This is a genomic window from Streptomyces gardneri, assembly GCF_006539185.1.
Lineage (GTDB): Bacteria > Actinomycetota > Actinomycetes > Streptomycetales > Streptomycetaceae > Streptomyces > Streptomyces gardneri.
The window spans coordinates 80,990-97,567 of the sequence record NZ_BJMN01000042.1 but is presented as its reverse complement, the minus strand read 5'-3'; the positions used below and the strand labels follow the sequence as shown (position 1 = coordinate 97,567).

13 protein-coding genes are annotated in these 16,578 nt (G+C 71.5%); 2 read left to right on the top strand and 11 right to left on the bottom strand.

The window, feature by feature from the left end; translation table 11 throughout:
* Window positions 1–42: 42 nt before the first annotated feature.
* The 10 genes from SGA01_RS29715 to SGA01_RS29670 form a co-directional block, all read right to left on the bottom strand.
* Window positions 43–3,807: a ThuA domain-containing protein gene (locus SGA01_RS29715; protein WP_141300216.1), complete on the bottom strand. Its 3,765-nt coding sequence runs from the start codon at window positions 3,805–3,807 to the stop codon at window positions 43–45.
* Window positions 3,808–3,884: 77 nt separating this feature from the next.
* A complete protein-coding gene (locus SGA01_RS29710) occupies window positions 3,885–4,889 on the bottom strand; it encodes a sugar phosphate isomerase/epimerase family protein (RefSeq protein WP_141300214.1) in 1,005 nt (334 codons plus the stop codon).
* Window positions 4,890–4,902: 13 nt separating this feature from the next.
* Window positions 4,903–6,129 carry a Gfo/Idh/MocA family protein gene (locus SGA01_RS29705; RefSeq protein ID WP_141300212.1) on the bottom strand — a complete coding sequence of 409 codons (1,227 nt, stop codon included), beginning with the start codon at window positions 6,127–6,129 and terminating at the stop codon, window positions 4,903–4,905.
* Between the two features lie 76 nt (window positions 6,130–6,205).
* Window positions 6,206–7,243 (bottom strand): substrate-binding domain-containing protein, encoded by a 1,038-nt coding sequence (locus SGA01_RS29700; protein WP_141300211.1) that lies wholly within the window; start codon window positions 7,241–7,243, stop codon window positions 6,206–6,208.
* A gap of 65 nt (window positions 7,244–7,308) precedes the next feature.
* The gene (locus SGA01_RS29695; RefSeq protein WP_141300209.1) at window positions 7,309–8,310 is read right to left on the bottom strand and encodes an ABC transporter permease; all 1,002 of its coding nucleotides are present in this window, start codon (window positions 8,308–8,310) and stop codon (window positions 7,309–7,311) included.
* Window positions 8,307–9,824: a sugar ABC transporter ATP-binding protein gene (locus SGA01_RS29690; RefSeq protein WP_141300206.1), complete on the bottom strand. Its 1,518-nt coding sequence runs from the start codon at window positions 9,822–9,824 to the stop codon at window positions 8,307–8,309. The genes SGA01_RS29695 and SGA01_RS29690 overlap by 4 nt, the downstream gene beginning before the upstream one ends.
* A 193-nt stretch (window positions 9,825–10,017) precedes the next feature.
* Window positions 10,018–11,199 carry an ROK family transcriptional regulator gene (locus SGA01_RS29685; RefSeq protein ID WP_055640521.1) on the bottom strand — a complete coding sequence of 394 codons (1,182 nt, stop codon included), beginning with the start codon at window positions 11,197–11,199 and terminating at the stop codon, window positions 10,018–10,020.
* Window positions 11,200–11,370: 171 nt separating this feature from the next.
* Window positions 11,371–12,027, bottom strand: coding sequence for a class F sortase (locus SGA01_RS29680; RefSeq protein WP_141300204.1), 657 nt, complete (start codon window positions 12,025–12,027; stop codon window positions 11,371–11,373).
* Window positions 12,028–12,150: 123 nt separating this feature from the next.
* Window positions 12,151–12,711, bottom strand: a complete 561-nt coding sequence (locus tag SGA01_RS29675) for a hypothetical protein (RefSeq protein WP_141300202.1) — start codon at window positions 12,709–12,711, stop codon at window positions 12,151–12,153.
* Window positions 12,712–12,943: 232 nt separating this feature from the next.
* Window positions 12,944–13,900 (bottom strand): beta-ketoacyl-ACP synthase III, encoded by a 957-nt coding sequence (locus tag SGA01_RS29670; RefSeq protein ID WP_141300200.1) that lies wholly within the window; start codon window positions 13,898–13,900, stop codon window positions 12,944–12,946.
* A gap of 235 nt (window positions 13,901–14,135) precedes the next feature.
* On the opposite strand from SGA01_RS29670, the gene fdhD reads away from it, so the two are divergent.
* On the top strand, window positions 14,136–14,963 hold the full coding sequence (gene fdhD / locus SGA01_RS29665) for a formate dehydrogenase accessory sulfurtransferase FdhD (RefSeq protein WP_141300198.1): 828 nt from the start codon (window positions 14,136–14,138) through the stop codon (window positions 14,961–14,963).
* 109 nt (window positions 14,964–15,072) lie between these two features.
* On the opposite strand, the gene SGA01_RS29660 is transcribed toward fdhD, so the two are convergent.
* Window positions 15,073–15,543 (bottom strand): MerR family transcriptional regulator, encoded by a 471-nt coding sequence (locus SGA01_RS29660; protein ID WP_141300196.1) that lies wholly within the window; start codon window positions 15,541–15,543, stop codon window positions 15,073–15,075.
* A gap of 55 nt (window positions 15,544–15,598) precedes the next feature.
* Between SGA01_RS29660 and SGA01_RS29655 the strand changes: the two genes are divergently transcribed.
* The gene (locus SGA01_RS29655; RefSeq protein ID WP_141300194.1) at window positions 15,599–16,570 is read left to right on the top strand and encodes an oxidoreductase; all 972 of its coding nucleotides are present in this window, start codon (window positions 15,599–15,601) and stop codon (window positions 16,568–16,570) included.
* Window positions 16,571–16,578: the final 8 nt, after the last annotated feature.

The following is a 16,578-nucleotide window of genomic DNA, read 5'->3' as shown; positions in this document are numbered from 1 at the left end:
GGCGGGTCCGCCCACCGTCGTTCGGGGGTGGTCAGGGGGCTGTCAGGAGGTGAGCTCCCTGATCTGGATGTTGCGGAAGGCCGCCCGGTCCGCGGTCCCGTGGTTCTGGATGCCGATGTGGCCGGTGGTGAGGGAGCGGGCGGGGTCGGTGTTGGTGAAGTCGTTGATCTTGACGCCGTTGAGGAAGACCTGGAGGCGTTCGCCCTGGACGCGGATTTCGTACGTGTTCCACTGGCCGGGCGGGCGGAGTACCTGGTCGCGGGCGGTGAGGTTGGCCGACTTGAAGCCGTAGACGGCTCCGGTGGTGCGGTCTGCGGTGTCGGTGGCGTCGATCTGGATCTCGTAGCCGTTGTTCACGGCGGACCAGGGGTCGTCGGAGGCGGGGAAGCCGACGAAGATGCCGGAGTTGTCGTCGCCGGTGAGTTTCCAGTCGAGGGTGAGGGAGTACGACCGGAATTCCTTGGCCTGGTACCAGAGGAGGCCCATGCCGCCGGTGGAGCGGAGTTCGCCGTCGGTGACGTCGAAGGAGCCGGGGCCTGCCTGCTTCCAGCCTTCGGTGGTTTCGCCGTTGAAGAGGCTGCGGCTTCCGGTCCGGGGTCGGCAGTCGGCCTTGACCTGGCCGGTGGCGTACTGGAGTCCGCCGAGCAGGTGCTGTCGGAAGGCGGGTTCGGTGTACGACTCCTTGGTGTGGCCGCCGCCGGTGTAGAAGGAGCGGCCGCCGCCGTAGGTCTGGCACCAGGCGATGGGGTGGTCGCCCTTCATGGTGCCGCCCTGGTAGGTGGTCTCGTCGAGGGTGGCGAGGATGCGGGCCTGTCCGCGGGGGTTGGTGCGGTAGTTGTACCACTCGTCGGTGCGCTGCCAGGGGCCGTCGAGGTGGGCGGTGGCGGGGTGGGTGTGGTCCTCGGTGCGGACGGTGGCGGGCTGGATCTGGGGGTGGGACTGGAAGTGGGCTCCGACGAGGCCGCCGTAGAAGCTCCAGTCGTATTCGGTGTCGGCTGCGGCGTGGATGCCCAGGTAGCCGCCGCCGTTGGAGATGTAGTTCTCGAAGGCGGTCTGCTGGGCGGTGTCGAGGACGTCGCCTGTGGTGGAGAGGAAGACGACGGCGTCGTAGCGGGCGAGGTTGTTGGTGGTGAACTGGCGTGGTTCTTCGGTGGTGTCGACGACCGTGTTGTGGGCGGCGCCGAGTTCCTTGAGGGCGGTGATGCCGGTGGGGATGGAGTCGTGGCGGAAGCCGGCGGTCTTGGAGAAGACGAGGACGCGGCGGGTGGTGCGGTCGACGGGGGTGCTGGAGAGGGTGAAGTCGTCGAGGTCGTAGAGGGCGCCGGCGCCTCCCTTGAAGACGAGGTGGAGCTGAGTGGTCTTGCGGGGTACGGCGCGCAGGGGGACGTCGATGTCCTGGAAGGTCTCCCAGCTGCCGGTGACGGGGACGGGTGCGGAGCCGAGGAGGGGGCCGGTGGGTGAGCCGGTGCGGACTTCGAGGTAGCCGCCTGCGCCGCCGGAGGAGATGCGGGCGGTGAGCTTGGTCGCGCCGGTGAGGTTGTACGGGGTGAAGGCGATCCAGTCGCCGTCGTCGATGTCGCCGACGGTGCGGCCGCCGTTGGCCTGGGTCTTGTCGTAGGTGCGGATGCCGTTCTGGCTGTCGAAGTGTTCGGCCTGGCGGTGGCGGGGCTGGAGTTTGGCCTGGTCGCGGCCGGTGAGGGCGGCTTGTCCGCCGCCGCCTCCGTCGGTGTATTCGGCGGTGAAGACGGCGAAGATGTTGGCGTCGTCGTCGTGGCCTCCGTCGGCGGAGGTCTTGATGGTGCCGGTGCAGCCGTTGGCCGAGGTGACGGGGTGGCCGTGGCTGTCGTGGCCGAGGACGTAGGTGACCTTGATCTTGGCGCAGTCGATGGGGCCGTTGGTGGTGTCTTCGGGGTCGGTGACGGTCACCTTGAAGGGGATTTCGTCGCCGAAGGCGAAGAGGGCTCCTTCTGCGGGGAGTTGGAGGTCGACTTTGGGTGCGGTGTTGCCGACGACGATGTGTGCGGAGGCGGAGCCGGTGCGGCCGGTGGTGTCGCGGGCGGTGACGGTGGCGGTGTAGGTGCCGTTCTTGCGGTAGGTGTGGGTGGGGTTGGCGGTGGCTGCGGTGGTGCCGTCGCCGAAGTCCCAGGTGTAGGTGAGGGGGTCGCCGTCGGCGTCGGTTGTTCCGGCGGAGGAGAAGGCGACCTTGAGGGGTGCGGTGCCGGAGGTCTTGGTGGCGCTCGCTTCGGCGACGGGTGAGTGGCCGCCGGTTGCGTTCTCGATGCGGTAGAGGCCGGAGTTGTGGTCGCCGCCGAACCAGGCTGTGCCGTAGTCGAGGACGTAGAGGGCTCCGTCGGGTCCGAAGACCATGTCCATGATCTGGGTGCCGGTCCAGGGCACGGGGTTGATGGACTGGACGGTGCCGTCGGCGTTCTGGTCGACGCGCTTGATCCAGCGGCGGCCGAACTCGCCTGCGAAGAAGTCTCCGTCGTAGGCCTCGGGGAACTTCACCGGGGAGGTGTTGGCGGGGTCGTAGTGGTAGACGGGGCCGCCCATGGGTGATTCGGAGCCGGTTCCGAACTCGGGTACGGAGTCGCCGTTGTAGGGGATCCAGGCGGGTTCGGCGGGGGGAAGGTCGACGAGGCCGGTGTTGTGCGGGGAGTCGTTCTTGAGGGCTCCGCAGTCGTAGGTGGCGCCGGAGGTGCCGGTGGCGAAGTCGTAGTCGACGTAGGGCTCGTTGTTGCCGGTGCAGAAGGGCCAGCCGAAGTTGCCGGGCTTGGTGACGCGGGCGAACTCGACCTGTCCGGCGGGGCCTCGGGCGGGGTCGGCCGCGCCGGCGTCGGGGCCGTAGTCGCCGACGTAGAGGATGCCGGTGGTCTTGTCGACGCTGAAGCGGAAGGGGTTGCGGAAGCCCATGGCGTAGATCTCGGGCCTGGTCCTGTCGGTGCCGGGGGCGAAGAGGTTTCCGGCGGGGACGGTGTACGTGCCGTCGGCGGCGACCTTGATGCGGAGGATCTTGCCGCGGAGGTCGTTGGTGTTGCCGGAGGTGCGGCGGGCGTCGAACGCGGGGTTGCGGCCGGGGCGTTCGTCGATGGGGGTGAAGCCGTCGGAGGCGAAGGGGTTGGAGTCGTCGCCGGTCGACAGGTAGAGGTTGCCCTGGGCGTCGAAGTCGATGTCTCCGCCGACGTGGCAGCAGATGCCGCGGGTGGCGGGGATGTCGATGACCTTCTTCTCGCTGGCGTTGTCGAGGGTGAGGTCGGGCTTCAGGGTGAAGCGGGAGAGGCGGTTGACGCCGTCGTACTTGGCGAGTTCGGCGGGGGTGCCGTCGTTGGGGGCGTCGCCGGCGGGGGTGGTGAGGGGTGGGGCGTAGTAGAGGTAGATGGCGTGGTTGCCGGCGAAGTCCGGGTCGATGCCGATGCCTTGGAGGCCTTCTTCGTCGTGGGAGTAGACGGGGACGGTGCCGATGACGGTGGTGTTGCCGGCGGCGTCGGTGCGGCGGAGTTCGCCGTTGCGGGAGGTGTGCAGGACGCTGCGGTCGGGGAGTACGGCGAGGGACATGGGTTCGCCGACTTCGGGGGCGCCCTTGGCGAGGGTGACCTGCTGGAATTCCTCGGCGGAGGCTGAGGCGGAGGCGGAGGCGGAGGCCGGTGCCGTCGGGGTACGGGGCTCGGTGTCGGCGGCGTGGCCGGTGGGGGCGCCGAGGGTGAGGCCGGCGAGGGCGAGGAGGCCGCTGGTGAGGAGGGCCAGGGGTTTCGTGGCGAGCGTCTTTCCGGCGAGCGGGGTCCTGGTGCGGGGGCGTTGTCTGTGCACGAGTGTCCTCCGGTAGGGGGCCGGTCGTACGGGGTGGAGTGGGGCGGGGCGGGTGGGGTGGGTGCTGTTCGGTGCGTTCAGTCGCCGCTGCCGAAGGCCGCGTCGAAGGAGGCGGTCGGCGGGTCGAAGTCGTACCGCTTGAGGTGGGTGAGTGCTTCGGGGGCGCCGGTGAGCCGGTCCATCCCGGCGTCCTCCCACTCGACCGAGACTGGTCCGGCGTAGCCGATCGACCGGAGCATGCGGAAGACGTCCTCCCAGGGCACGTCGCCGTGGCCTGCGGAGACGAAGTCCCAGCCGCGCCGGGGGTCGCCCCAGGGGAGGTGGGAGCCGAGTCGTCCGTTGCGGCCGTCGAGTCGTTTGCGGGCCTCTTTGCAGTCGACGTGGTAGATCCGGTCGCGGAAGTCCCACAGGAAGCCGACGGGGTCGAGGTCCTGCCACACGAAGTGGCTGGGGTCGAAGTTGAGGCCGAAGGCGGGGCGTCGGTCGACGGCTTCGAGGGCCCGCCCGGTGGTCCAGTAGTCGTAGGCGATCTCGCTGGGGTGCACCTCGTGGGCGAAGCGCACGCCTTCGGCGTCGAAGACGTCGAGGATGGGGTTCCAGCGCTCCGCGAAGTCCTCGTACCCGCGGTCGATCATGCGCGGGGGCACCGGGGGGAACATCGCCACGAGGTGCCAGATGGAGGAGCCGGTGAAGCCGATGACGGTGTCGACGCCGAGTGCGGCGGCGGCCCGTGCGGTGTCGGCGAGTTCGCGTGCCGCCCGTCGTCGTACGCCTTCGGCTTCGCCGTCGCCCCAGATGCGGGCGGGGACGATCGCCTGGTGGCGTTCGTCGATGGGGTGGTCGCAGACGGCCTGTCCTACGAGGTGGTTGGAGATGGCCCAGCACTTCAGTCCGTAGGCGTCGAGCAGTTCGCGTCTGCCTTTGACGTACGCGGGGTCGGCGAGGGCTTTGTCTACTTCGAAGTGGTCGCCCCAGCAGGCGAGTTCGAGTCCGTCGTAGCCGAAGTCGCGGGCGAGTCGGCAGACCTCTTCCAGGGGAAGGTCGGCCCATTGGCCGGTGAACAGGGTGAAGGGTCGGGGCACGGTCGGGTACCTCCTAGCTGGGGGCGGGGGTGGGCGGGGGTGTGGGTACGGGGGTGTAGACGGCGTTGTTCCGTGCGCTGTCCTCCACGGCGGCCAGGACCCGCTGGACCTGGAGGCCGTCGGCGAAGGAGGGGGCGGGGGCGGTGCCGCTCGCGATGCCGAGGACCAGGTCGCGGGCCTGGTGGGCGAAGGTGTGCTCGTAGCCGAGTGCGTGTCCGGGTGGCCACCAGCCCTCCAGGTACGGGTGGTCGGGTTCGGTCACGAGGATGCGGCGGAAGCCGGCGGTGACGGCGGGCTCGGTGTGGTCGTGGAAGGAGAGTTCGTTGAGCCGTTCGAGGTCGAAGGCGAGGGAACCGTTCTCGCCGTTGAGTTCCAGGCGGAGTGCGTTCTTGCGGCCGGCCGCCATGCGGGTGGCCTCGAAGGAGGCGAGTGCCCCGGAGGCGAGGCGGCCGGTGAAGAGGGCGGCGTCGTCGACCGTGACCTGGCCGTACGTCTCCGAGCCCGCTCCCCCGGCGAGGCCGCCTGCTGTGGCTCCCGCGAGGAGGGGCCTCTTGCGGACGAAGGTCTCGGTGAGCGCCGACACGCCGACGAGTGGTTCTCCCGCCAGGTATTGGGCGAGGTCGACGGCGTGCGCGCCGAGGTCGCCGAGGGCGCCGGAGCCCGCGTGTTCGCGTTCCAGGCGCCAGGACAGGGGGAAGGCGCGGTCGACGAGCCAGTCCTGGAGGTAGGTGACGCGGATGTGCCGGAGTTCGCCGAGGCGGCCGTCGGCGACGAGTTGTCGTGCGTACGAGAGGGCGGGGACGCGGCGGTAGTTGAAGCCGACCATGGCAATCTGGCCGTGGGCGGCGGCGGCTTCGGCGGCTGAGGCCATCGCCTCGGCTTCGGCGACGGAGTTGGCGAGCGGCTTCTCGCAGAGGACGTGTTTGCCGGCTTCCAGGGCGGCGACGGCGATCTCCGCATGGCTGTCGCCCGGGGTGCAGACGTCGACGAGCTGGACGTCGTCGCGGGTGATCAGGGCGCGCCAGTCGGTCTCGGCGGCGGCCCAGCCGTGGCGGCGGGCGGCGGCCCTGACGGCGTCGGGGTCGCGTCCGGCGACGGCGGCGAGGACGGGTCGCAGCGGCAGGTCGAAGGCGCGGCCTGCGGTGCGCCAGCCTTGCGAGTGGGCGGCGCCCATGAAGGCGTAGCCGACCATGCCGACGCCGAGCGTCGGCGGTGCGGTCCCGCTCTCCGTCGTGTCCATACGGTTCCTCCGTTTCGTGGTGCGGCGGGGTGCTGCTCCCCCGGGGTGTGTCGGGGTGTCCGGCGGGTCGGGCCGGTCAGCTGAAGCCGGTGGGCAGGTATTCGTCGACGTTTTCCTTGGTGACGACGGCGGAGTAGAGGGTGATCGAGGCGGGGATCTCCAGTTCGGCCATGCCGCCGATGCCCTTGTTCTGGGCGAGGGCGCGGGCGAGGTCGATGGCGGAGGCGGCCATGGTCGGCGGGTAGAGGACGGTGGCCTTGAGGACGCCGTCGTCGGCCTTGATGGCGTCCATGGCGGATTTGGCTCCGGCGCCGCCGACCATGAGGAAGTCTTTGCGGCCGGCTTGGGCGATGGCGCGGAGTGCGCCGACTCCCTGGTCGTCGTCGTGGTTCCAGAGGGCGTCGAACGTGGGTTGTGCCTGGAGGAGTTGGGCCATCTTGGCCTGGCCGGACTCGACGGTGAAGTCGGCGGCCTGGCGGGCGACCTTGCGGATGTTGGGGTAGTTCTTGAGGGCGTCGTCGAAGCCTTGGGTGCGCTGTTTGGTGAGTTCCAGGCTGTCCATGCCGGCGAGTTCGATCACGGTGGCGTTCGGCTTGTCCTTGAGCTGTTCGCCGATGAACCGGCCGGCGTTGAGGCCCATGCCGTAGTTGTCGCCGCCGATCCAGCAGCGGTAGGCCTGCGGGGAGGCGAAGACGCGGTCGAGGTTGACGACGGGGATGCCGGCCTTCATGGCCTGGAGGCCGACCTGGGTGAGGGCTTTGCCGTCGGCGGGGAGGATGACGAGGACGTCGACCTTCTTGTTGATGAGGGTCTGGACCTGGCCGATCTGGGCGGCGGTCTCGTTGGAGCCTTCGGTGATCTCCAGGGTGACGTCGGAGTACTTCTTGGCGCGCTGCTGGGCGTTGTCGTTGATGGCGTTGAGCCAGCCGTGGTCGGCCTGGGGGCCGGCGAAGCCGATGGTGACGGGGGTGCCGGGCTTGTCGTCGGCGCCGGGGGCGGCGCCGGCTGCGGGGGCCTGGTTCTTGGGCTCGTTGCTCGTGCAGGCGGTGAGGAGTGCTCCGGCGGAGACGGCCGCGCCGCCGAGGAGGAGGTGTCTGCGGCTGGTTTCGGGCATGGCGGTGGATCCCTTCTGGAGGGCGGGGTGTAGCAGGGTGGTCTGACCGGTGTTTTGAGGGTGTGTCAGCTGTCGCCGTCGCGGGCCGAGCGGCGTTGGACGAGGACGGCGGCGACGATGATGGCGCCCTTGGCGATCTGCTGGACGTCGCTCTGCAGGTTGTTCAGGGCGAAGATGTTGGTGATGGTGGTGAAGACGAGGACGCCGAGGACGGAGCCGACGATGGTGCCGCGGCCGCCGCTGAGGAGGGTGCCGCCGATGATGGCGGCGGCGATGGCGTCGAGCTCGTACAGGTTGCCGTTGGTGTTCTGGCCGGAGCCGGCGAGGACGATCAGCAGGAACGCGGCGATGCCGCAGCACAGTCCGGAGAGCACGTAGAGGAGGAGGCGCTGGCGGCGGACGTCGATGCCGGCGAGGCGGGCGGCTTCGGGGTTGCCGCCGACGGCGACCGTGCGGCGGCCGAAGGTGGTGCGGTTGAGCAGCAGCCAGCCGGCGGCGGTGACGGCGGCGAAGACGAGGACGAGCGGTGGGATGCCGAGGACGTAGGCGTCGGGGACGCCGAGGTCGAGGACGGCGTCGACGGTGACGATCTGGGTGCGGCCGTCGGTGATCTGGAGGGCGAGGCCGCGGGCCGAGGCGAGCATGGCCAGGGTGGCGATGAAGGGGACCATGCCGCCGTAGGCGATGAGGACGCCGTTCACGAGTCCGCAGCCGACGCCGACGATGACGGCCGTGAAGAGGATGCCGGCGAAGCCGAACTCCTGGGTGGCGAGGGTGGTGGCCCAGACGGAGGCGAGGGCGACGATCGCGCCGACGGACAGGTCGATGCCGCCGCTGGTGATGACGAAGGTCATGCCGACGGTGACGACGCCGATGACGGAGGCCTGGGTCAGGACGAGTTGGAGATTGGAGGTGGCGAGGAACTCGGCGGGCCGGGTGAGGCCGCCGACGGTCACCAGGACGGCGAGGACGCCGAGCAGGGAGAGGTTGCGGACGTCGGCCCTGACGCCGAGCGCCCTCCAACGGCTTTCCTCGGCCGGGGCCTTGGCCGGGGTGGTGAGGGTCATGCGGTCGGGCTCCCTTCCATCACGAGGTCGAGTACGCGGTGTTCGTCGAGGTCGCGGGCGGGCGCCGTGTGGACGACGCGGCCTTCGCGGAGGACCAGGACGCGGTCGGCGAGGCCGAGGACCTCGGGGACCTCGCTGGAGACGAGGAGGACGGCGAGGCCTTCGTCGGCGAGGCGGCGGATGACGGCGTAGAGCTCCGCGCGGGCGCCGACGTCGACGCCGCGGGTGGGTTCGTCGAGGAGGAGGACGCGGCAGCCGCGGAGCAGCCAGCGGGCGAGGACGGCTTTCTGCTGGTTGCCGCCGGAGAGGGTGCGGACGGGGGCCTCGGGCCGGTCGGGGCGGAGGGAGAGGGTGCGGGTGGCGGCGCGGGCCGCCTGGCGTTCCGCGGTGCGGTCGAGCCAGCCTCCGCGGGAGAAGCGGGCGAGGGTGGAGACGGAGACGTTGCTGGTGACGGATTCGAGGAGGAGCAGGCCCTGGGCCTTGCGTTCCTCGGGGGCGAGGCCGAGTCCCGCGCGGACGGCGGCGGGGACGCTGCCGGGGCGCAGGGGCCGGCCGTCGACGAGGACGCGTCCGGCTGTGGGTCGGCGTGCTCCGTAGACGGTCTCCAGGATCTCGGAGCGGCCGGAGCCGACGAGTCCGGCGAGGCCGACGATCTCTCCGGGGCGGAGTTCCAGGTCGATGTCCTCGAACTCGCCTTGTCTGGTGAGGCCTTGGACCTGGAGGACGGGTGCGGTGGTGGGTGGGTGCGCGGGTCGGTCGGGGAAGACGTACGGGAGGTCCCGGCCGGTCATGAGGGCGACGACGTCGCGGGTGGGGGTGGTGGCGGGGAGTCCGCGGGCGACGGCCCGGCCGTCCTTGAGGACGGTGACGCGGTCGCCGATGCGGCGGATCTCCTCCAGGCGGTGGGAGATGTAGACGACGGCGACCCCGTCGGCGGTGAGGTCGGCGACGATGCGGAAGAGGTTGGCGACCTCGTCGGGGTCGAGGGCGGCGGAGGGTTCGTCCATGACGATGAGGCGGACGTCGTGGGAGAGGGCGCGGGCCATCGAGACGATCTGGCGCTGGGCGGCGGAGAGTTCGCGGAGGTGGCGGGCGGGGTCGATCTCGGGGTGGCCGAGCCGGGCGAGGAGGGCCGCGGTGGCGGTGCGGGCGGCGCGGCCCTTGACGAAGCCGGCGGTGGAGGGTTCGTGGCCGAGGTGGACGTTCTCGGCGACGGAGAGTCCTTCGACGAGGTCGAGTTCCTGGTAGATGGTGGCGATGCCGAGGCGGACGGCGGCGCTGGGGGTGCGGAGCCGGACGGTTTCGCCGTTCCAGGTGATGTGGCCGGCGTCGGGTTGGTGGGCGCCGGCGAGGACCTTGATGAGGGTGGATTTGCCGGCGCCGTTCTGGCCGAGGAGGCAGTGGACCTCGCCGGGGGCGACGTCGAGGTCGACGCCGTCGAGGGCGCGGACGCCGGGGAAGGACTTGGTGATGCCGGACATGGTGAGCAGGGGTGGTTGTTGTGCTGGGGCCATGGCGGAGTTCCCCTCGGCGGGTGCGGGTGGCGCCGGAGCGGGTGGTTGAGGTGGGCCCGACGGTGCGGGCCGGTGGGTGGTGTGTGGGCACCCTCCCCCGGGGCTTCGCCTGGGAGGTACCCCCAGCCCTGCGGAACGACTGCCCACACACCACTGACGAACCGGGCGGCGTCGCTGCTCGTGACGGCTCGGGTTACGCCGGGGAGAAGAGGTGGTCGCTGATGAGGCGGGCCGCGCCGGTGACTCCGGCGGTCTGGCCGAGTTCTCCGAGGACGATGGGGAGGTTGTTGGTGGCCAGGGGCAGGGACTGCCGGTAGACCTGGGTGCGGACACTGGCGAGGAGGTGGTGACCGAGGCCGGTGACGCCGCCGCCGATCACCACCAGACCGGGGTTGAAGAAGCTGACGAGTCCGGCGATGACCTGCCCGACGCGTTGGCCGCCCTCGCGGATGAGGGCGAGTGAGGTGGGGTCGCCCGCGGCGGCGGCCGCGGCGACGTCGACGGCGGTGAGTCGGCCGGCCGCCGCGAGGCGGGCCGCCAGCTCCTCCGACCTGCCGCCGCGCGCCGCGTCCTCGGCGTCGCGGGCCAGGGCGGCGCCACTGAAGTGGGCTTCCAGGCAGCCTGTGTTGCCGCAGGCGCAGGGGCGGCCGTCGGGGTCGACCTGGATGTGGCCGATGTCGCCGGCGCTGCCTGTCGTGCCGCGGTAGACCTCGCCGCCGACGACGATGCCGCAGCCGATGCCGGTGCCGATCTTGATGCAGAGGAAGTCGCCGACGGAGCGGGCGACGCCCGCGTGCTGCTCGCCCATGGCCATGAGGTTCACGTCGTTGTCGACCATGACGGGGCAGCCGAGTTCCTGGCTGAGGGCTTCCCTGACGGGAAAGCCGTCCCAGCCGGGCATGATCGGCGGGGCGACCGGGACGCCTTCGGGGAAGCGGACGGGTCCGGGGACGCCGATCCCGGCGCCGTCGAAGCCTTCGGCGATGCCTGTGTCGCGGAGCTTCGCCGCCATCGACAGGGCTTGTTCGAAGACGGCGACGGGTCCTTCGCGGACGTCCATGGGGTGGTTGAGGTGTCCGAGCACCTCCAACTCGGCGTTGGTGACGGCGACATCGATGGAGGTGGCGCCGATGTCGATGCCGAGGAAGCGGAGTTCGGGTGCGAGCCGGATGTTGTGGGAGCGGCGGCCGCCCCGGGAGGCGGCGAGGCCGTCGGCGACGACGAGTCCGGTCTCCAGGAGGCGGTCGACCTCGACGGCGAGCTTGGAGCGGGAGAGGTCGATCTGATCGCCCAGCTGTGCGCGGGAGTTGGGGCCTCCGTCGCGCAGCAGGCGGAGGAGTCGCGCCTGGTGCTTGTTGGCGGGTCGTGCCGTCATGCGTCTCACGCGTCCCTCCCTCTCGTCGCACGCTCTCCTTCGGGCTTTCGGCAGGAACGTAGCAGTGGGGTTCCGGGGTGGGAAGAAGTAGCGCAGGATTCCGGGCAGACTTTTTCTCCGATGGGGACAAAGGAGGGGTGGGGTGGGACGAAGGGTGTGGGGCTTCGGTGGTCAGCGGACCTCGACGAGGCGGGCCGAGACCACCACGTTGCCCTCGTAGCCGGTCTCCTGGGTGAAGGTGCCGCCGCAGGTGATGAGCCGCAGTTCGGGGTGGCCGGAGTCGCCGTAGACCCGTTCGGCGGGGAAGCCTTCCTTGGGGACGACCTCGACCCCGTACACGGCGAAGACCGCGGTCCGTCCGTCGCGGCGGACGATCTCCACGCGGCGGCCCTTGGTGAGGGCGCCGAGGTCGTAGAAGACGGCCCGGCCGCTCGGGGTGTCGACATGGCCGACGACGACGGCGGTGCCGCGTTCGCCGGGGGTGACCGCGCCGGTGAACCAGCCCGTGAGGTGGTCGTCCTCGGGTGGCGGGGCCTCGATCCAGCCGTCCGCGTCGAGGCCGACCTCCGTGACGGGCGCGTCGACCCGGACCGCCGGGACCCGGACCCGGACGGGCGGTGAGGCGGGCAGCGGTTCCGTTACGGAGTCGGGGGCGGGCCACGCGCCGGCGGCCCTGGTCCCGTCGGGCGCGGCGACGGCGAGGGGCTGCGGAGGGCCTTCGGCGCCGAGCTCCTCCGCGCCGCCGCGCACGAGGTGCACGCCGACCAGGAGGACGACGGCGACGACGCCCCAGGCGCCGCGCGTCCCCGTTCCGTTCGACCCCTGCACCGCCGCGCTCCTCCGTTCCGGCCGTCCCTGCCGTCCCGCGTGGGTGTGTTGGCGCCCCTCCGCCCCGGTCCTCGTCACACCGGGGCGGAGGGGCAGTCTCGGGCCCCCTGGTACCGACTGCCGTCAGAGGCTGCCGCCGGCGCCGCGGCGGCGGGTCAGGACCACGGCCGCGCCGAGCGCTCCGGCGATCAGCACGACACCCGTGACGAGTTCTGTGACGCCGAGTCCTTCGTCGGCGGCACCGGCCTCGGAACCGAACCCGGCCTTCACGCCCTTGTGGGCGCCGGGGGACGTGTCGGGTCCTGTGACGTCGCCCTTGTCGTGGTCCGGGCCGGTGTGCGGGGCGATGGTGAGGCTCGCGGTGCCACGCTCGCCCTTGCAGTCGAAGGTGATGTCGTAGCGGGCGCCGGCCTTGGCGTCGAAGTCGATCGTGGCGGTGCCCGAGCGGCCCTCGCTCAGGGTCACCGTGTCGAAGACGCCGGAGGTCACGGTCACGGACGGCACTTCGCAGCCGTCGGAGGTGAGGGTGACGGTGCCGCCGGGGGCGATCGTCGCGGGCGTGACGGAGAACCCGAACGACGTGATGTTCGGTTCGTTCTCCTCCGCCAGGGCCGTCGGCGCCGCCGCGAGCCCCAGGGCCGCGGCGGAGAGCAGGGCGGCGGAAGCGGTACGTATCGCGCGCATGACGGTCCTCCCGATCACGCGAGGGTGCGGAGGCGGAGCGATTCCGCGCCCGGTGCTGGAAGACCCTCACCGCGATCGAAGCTAGGTCCGCCCCCGGCGCGCCGCCACCGGGCTCCGCCGAACGGGGCATGACCGGCAGTGCGGGGGTCGGCCCCCGACCGCGTCCCGGCAGGGTCCCGGCCGACCCCCGGCCGAGCCCCGGTAGGGACCCCGCCCCGCGGCCCGTTCCGCGCTACGGAACCCGGATGACCTGCCCCGCGTACGAGAGGTTGCCGCCGAAGCCGAAGAGCAGCACCGGGGCGCCGGAGGGCAGTTCTCCGCGTTCGACGAGCTTGGCGAGTGCCAGCGGGATCGAGGCGGCGGAGGTGTTGCCGGAGTCGATGACGTCGCGGGCGACGATCGCGTTGACGGCGCCGATCTTCGCCGCGAGCGGCTCGATGATCCGCAGGTTGGCCTGGTGCAGGACCACGCCCGCGAGCTCCTCGGGGGCGATGCCGGACCGCTCGCAGGTCTTGCGGGCGAGCGCCGGCAGCTGCTGGGTGGCCCAGCGGTAGACGGACTGGCCCTCCTGGGCGAAGCGCGGCGGGGTGCCCTCGATCCGGACGGCGTTGCCCATCTCGGGGACCGATCCCCACAGGACGGGGCCGATGCCGGGCGTGTCCCCCGGGGCCGCGTCGTCCACGGCCTCGACGATCGCGGCGCCCGCGCCGTCGCCGACGAGGACGCACGTGGTGCGGTCCGTCCAGTCGCAGACCTCGGTCATCTTGTCGGCGCCGATGACCAGGACCCGGCGGGCGCCCCCGGCCCGTACGGCGTGGTCGGCGGTGGCCAGGGCGTGGGTGAAGCCCGCGCAGACCACGTTCAGGTCCATGGTCGCGGGCGAGGTCATGCCGAGGCGGGCGGCGACGCGGGCGGCCGTGTTGGGCGAGCGGTCGATCGCGGTGGAGGTGGCGACGAGGACGAGGTCGATGTCGTCCGGGGCGAGGCCGGCGGCGGCCAGGGCCTTGCCGGCGGCGTGGGCGGCGAGCTCGTCGACGGGCTCGTCCGGTCCGGCGACGTGCCGGGTGCGGATGCCGACCCGGCTGGTGATCCACGCGTCGTCGGTGTCGACCAGTTCCGCGAGGTCGTGGTTGGTGAGCACCTTCGCGGGCTGGTAATGCCCAAGCGCGGCGATGCGAGTGCCCGTCATACCGGGACCCCCTCGGTGGTTCGTTCGTCCGGCAGGATCCCCCAGTCTTGCCAGCGACTGATGGGTAACAGGTGACGTAAACCACCAACATTCACCCGTACTGCTTGGCCGACCATGACAAGGGCCGGGGTGGGGCAAGGGTCCCGGGTGACGGAGAATGGCCCCGCCAGGGCCGTTTCCGTCGCGATTTCGCGGCCTCACGGCCTTCCACGCGAGAGAATCGAGTGCGATCACGATGGGACGGGTCACCGAGCGGCGGCGTGTCATGCGGATCCGCGGCGGGGCGGTGAACACGCGCCCCGACACCCTGGTGGCGGAGGAGCCGCTGGAGATCCGGCTGAACGGCAAGCCGATCGCCATCACCATGCGCACCCCGGGGGACGACTTCGCGCTCGCGGCGGGCTTCCTCGTGAGCGAGGGTGTCCTGGCCGCCGCCTCGGACGTGCGGAACATCGTGTACTGCGCCGGGGCGACGGACGACGGCCGGAACACGTACAACGTGGTGGACGTGCAGCTGGCGCCGGGCGTGGTCGTCCCGGACATCTCGCTCGAGCGGAACGTCTACACGACGTCGTCGTGCGGGCTGTGCGGGAAGGCCAGCCTGGACGCGGTGCGCACGACGGCGCGCTTCCCGATCGCCGACACGCCTCCCGTGCGGCTCGCGCCCGCGCTGCTGTCCGTCCTGCCGGAGCGGTTGCGGGCGGCGCAGCGGGTCTTCGACTCGACCGGTGGGCTGCACGCGGCGGCGCTGTTCACGGAGGACGGCGAGCTGCTCGACGTACGGGAGGACGTGGGCCGGCACAACGCCGTGGACAAGCTGGTGGGGCGGGCGCTGCAGGAGGGGCTGCTGCCGCTGGAGCGGGCGGTGCTGCTGGTGTCGGGGCGGGCGTCGTTCGAGCTGGCGCAGAAGGCGGTGATGGCGGGGATCCCGGTGCTCGCCGCGGTGTCGGCGCCGTCCTCGCTCGCGGTGGACCTGGCGGCCGAGACGGGGCTGACGCTGGTCGGCTTCCTGCGCGGGGAGAACATGAACGTGTACGCGGGCGAGCACCGGATCGCCGTCTAGGCCGTGTCCGGCCTAGGGGGTGTCCGGCCTAGGGGGTGTCCGGCCTAGGGGGTGTCCGGAAAAGCAGCGTCGGCTGCCCGCGGGCCAGGCGGGGCTTTCCGGACACCCCCTAGGGCCTATCCGACGCTGATCCGCCGGACAGGCCCTGGGTGCGGGGCTCAGGGGTCGGGGCCCAGAGTCCGTCGGCCTCGCCGCGGGCGAGGTGTTCGGCGTAGACGCCGACCTTCCAGGTGATGACGGAGCGGCACTCCTCCAGAGCCTGGATCTGGGCGTCGACGCGCTGCCGGTGGGCATCGAGGAGTCGCAGGCGTTCCGCCTCGTTGCCCCGGCCGTGCCGCACGAGCTCGGCGAACCGCTTGAGGTCGGCCAACGGCATCCCGGATTCCCGTAGCTTGACGCAGATCTGGAGCCAGTCGACATCGAGGGTGGTGTACCGCCGCCGACCGCCGGCCGTGCGTTGGATCGGTCCGACCAGCAGGCCCTCGCGCTCGTAGAAGCGCAGAGCGTGCACGGTGAGTCCGGTCCGCTCGGCCACCTCGCCGATGGCCAGTGGCTCCGCAGGAGTCTCGATGGCTGCCATGCACCACAGCCTAGGACTTGATCTAGACCTCGCTCTAGATCGTAGCGTCGTGAGCATGACCAGCACGGATCAGCAGCCGCTCGGCTCGCCCTTCTCCGCCACCAGCACCGCCCAGGACATCACCGCCGGCCTCGATCTCTCCGGCACGAGCGCCGTCGTGACCGGGGGCTACTCCGGACTCGGCTTGGAGACCACCCGCGCCCTGGCTGCCGCCGGGGCCCGGGTCGTCGTCCCCGCGCGCCGACCCGACATCGCCCGCGCCGCGCTCGCGGACGTGGAGGGCTGCGAGGTCGTCCCCATGGACCTGGCGGACCTCGACAGTGTGCGCGCCGCCACCGCACGGATCGGCAGCTCCCTGACCAGGATCGACCTGCTCATGGCCGTCGCCGGAGTCATGGCCACCCCCGAACGCCACGTGGGGCCCGGCTGGGAGAGCCAGCTCACGGCCAACCACTTCGGGCACTTCGCCCTCGTCTGTGAGCTCTACCCTCTCCTGGCCGCCGCCGGCGGTGCTCGCGTCGTGGTCAACAGCTCCGCCGGCCACACCCTGACCGACATTCGCTGGCACGACCCGCACTTCCGTACCGGCTACGACAAGTGGCTGGCCTACGGCCAGGCCAAGACCGCCAACGCTCTCTTCGCCGTGCACCTCGACGCCCTCGGCCGCGGCGACGGCGTCCGGGCGTTCGCGCTCCACCCGGGCAAGATCATCACCGGGCTGCAGCGGGAGATGGCACTCCAGGAGCAGATCGACCGCGGGTGGGTGGACGAGCGCGGCAGGGTGATCGGCGCCGGCTTCAAGACCCCGGCTCAGGGCGCCGCCACCGGCCTGTGGGCCGCCACTTCCTCGCTCCTCGACGGCCTCGGCGGCCTCTACCTGGAGGACTGCGACATCGCCGGCGTCTCCGCTCCCGGCGCTCCCATGGACGATGGCGGAGTCCGCGCCTACGCCATCGACCCGGATTCGGCCGCACGGCTGTGGGACCTGTCCGTCGCCGCGACCGGTGCCGCCCCGATCGCCCGATGACCCCGCGC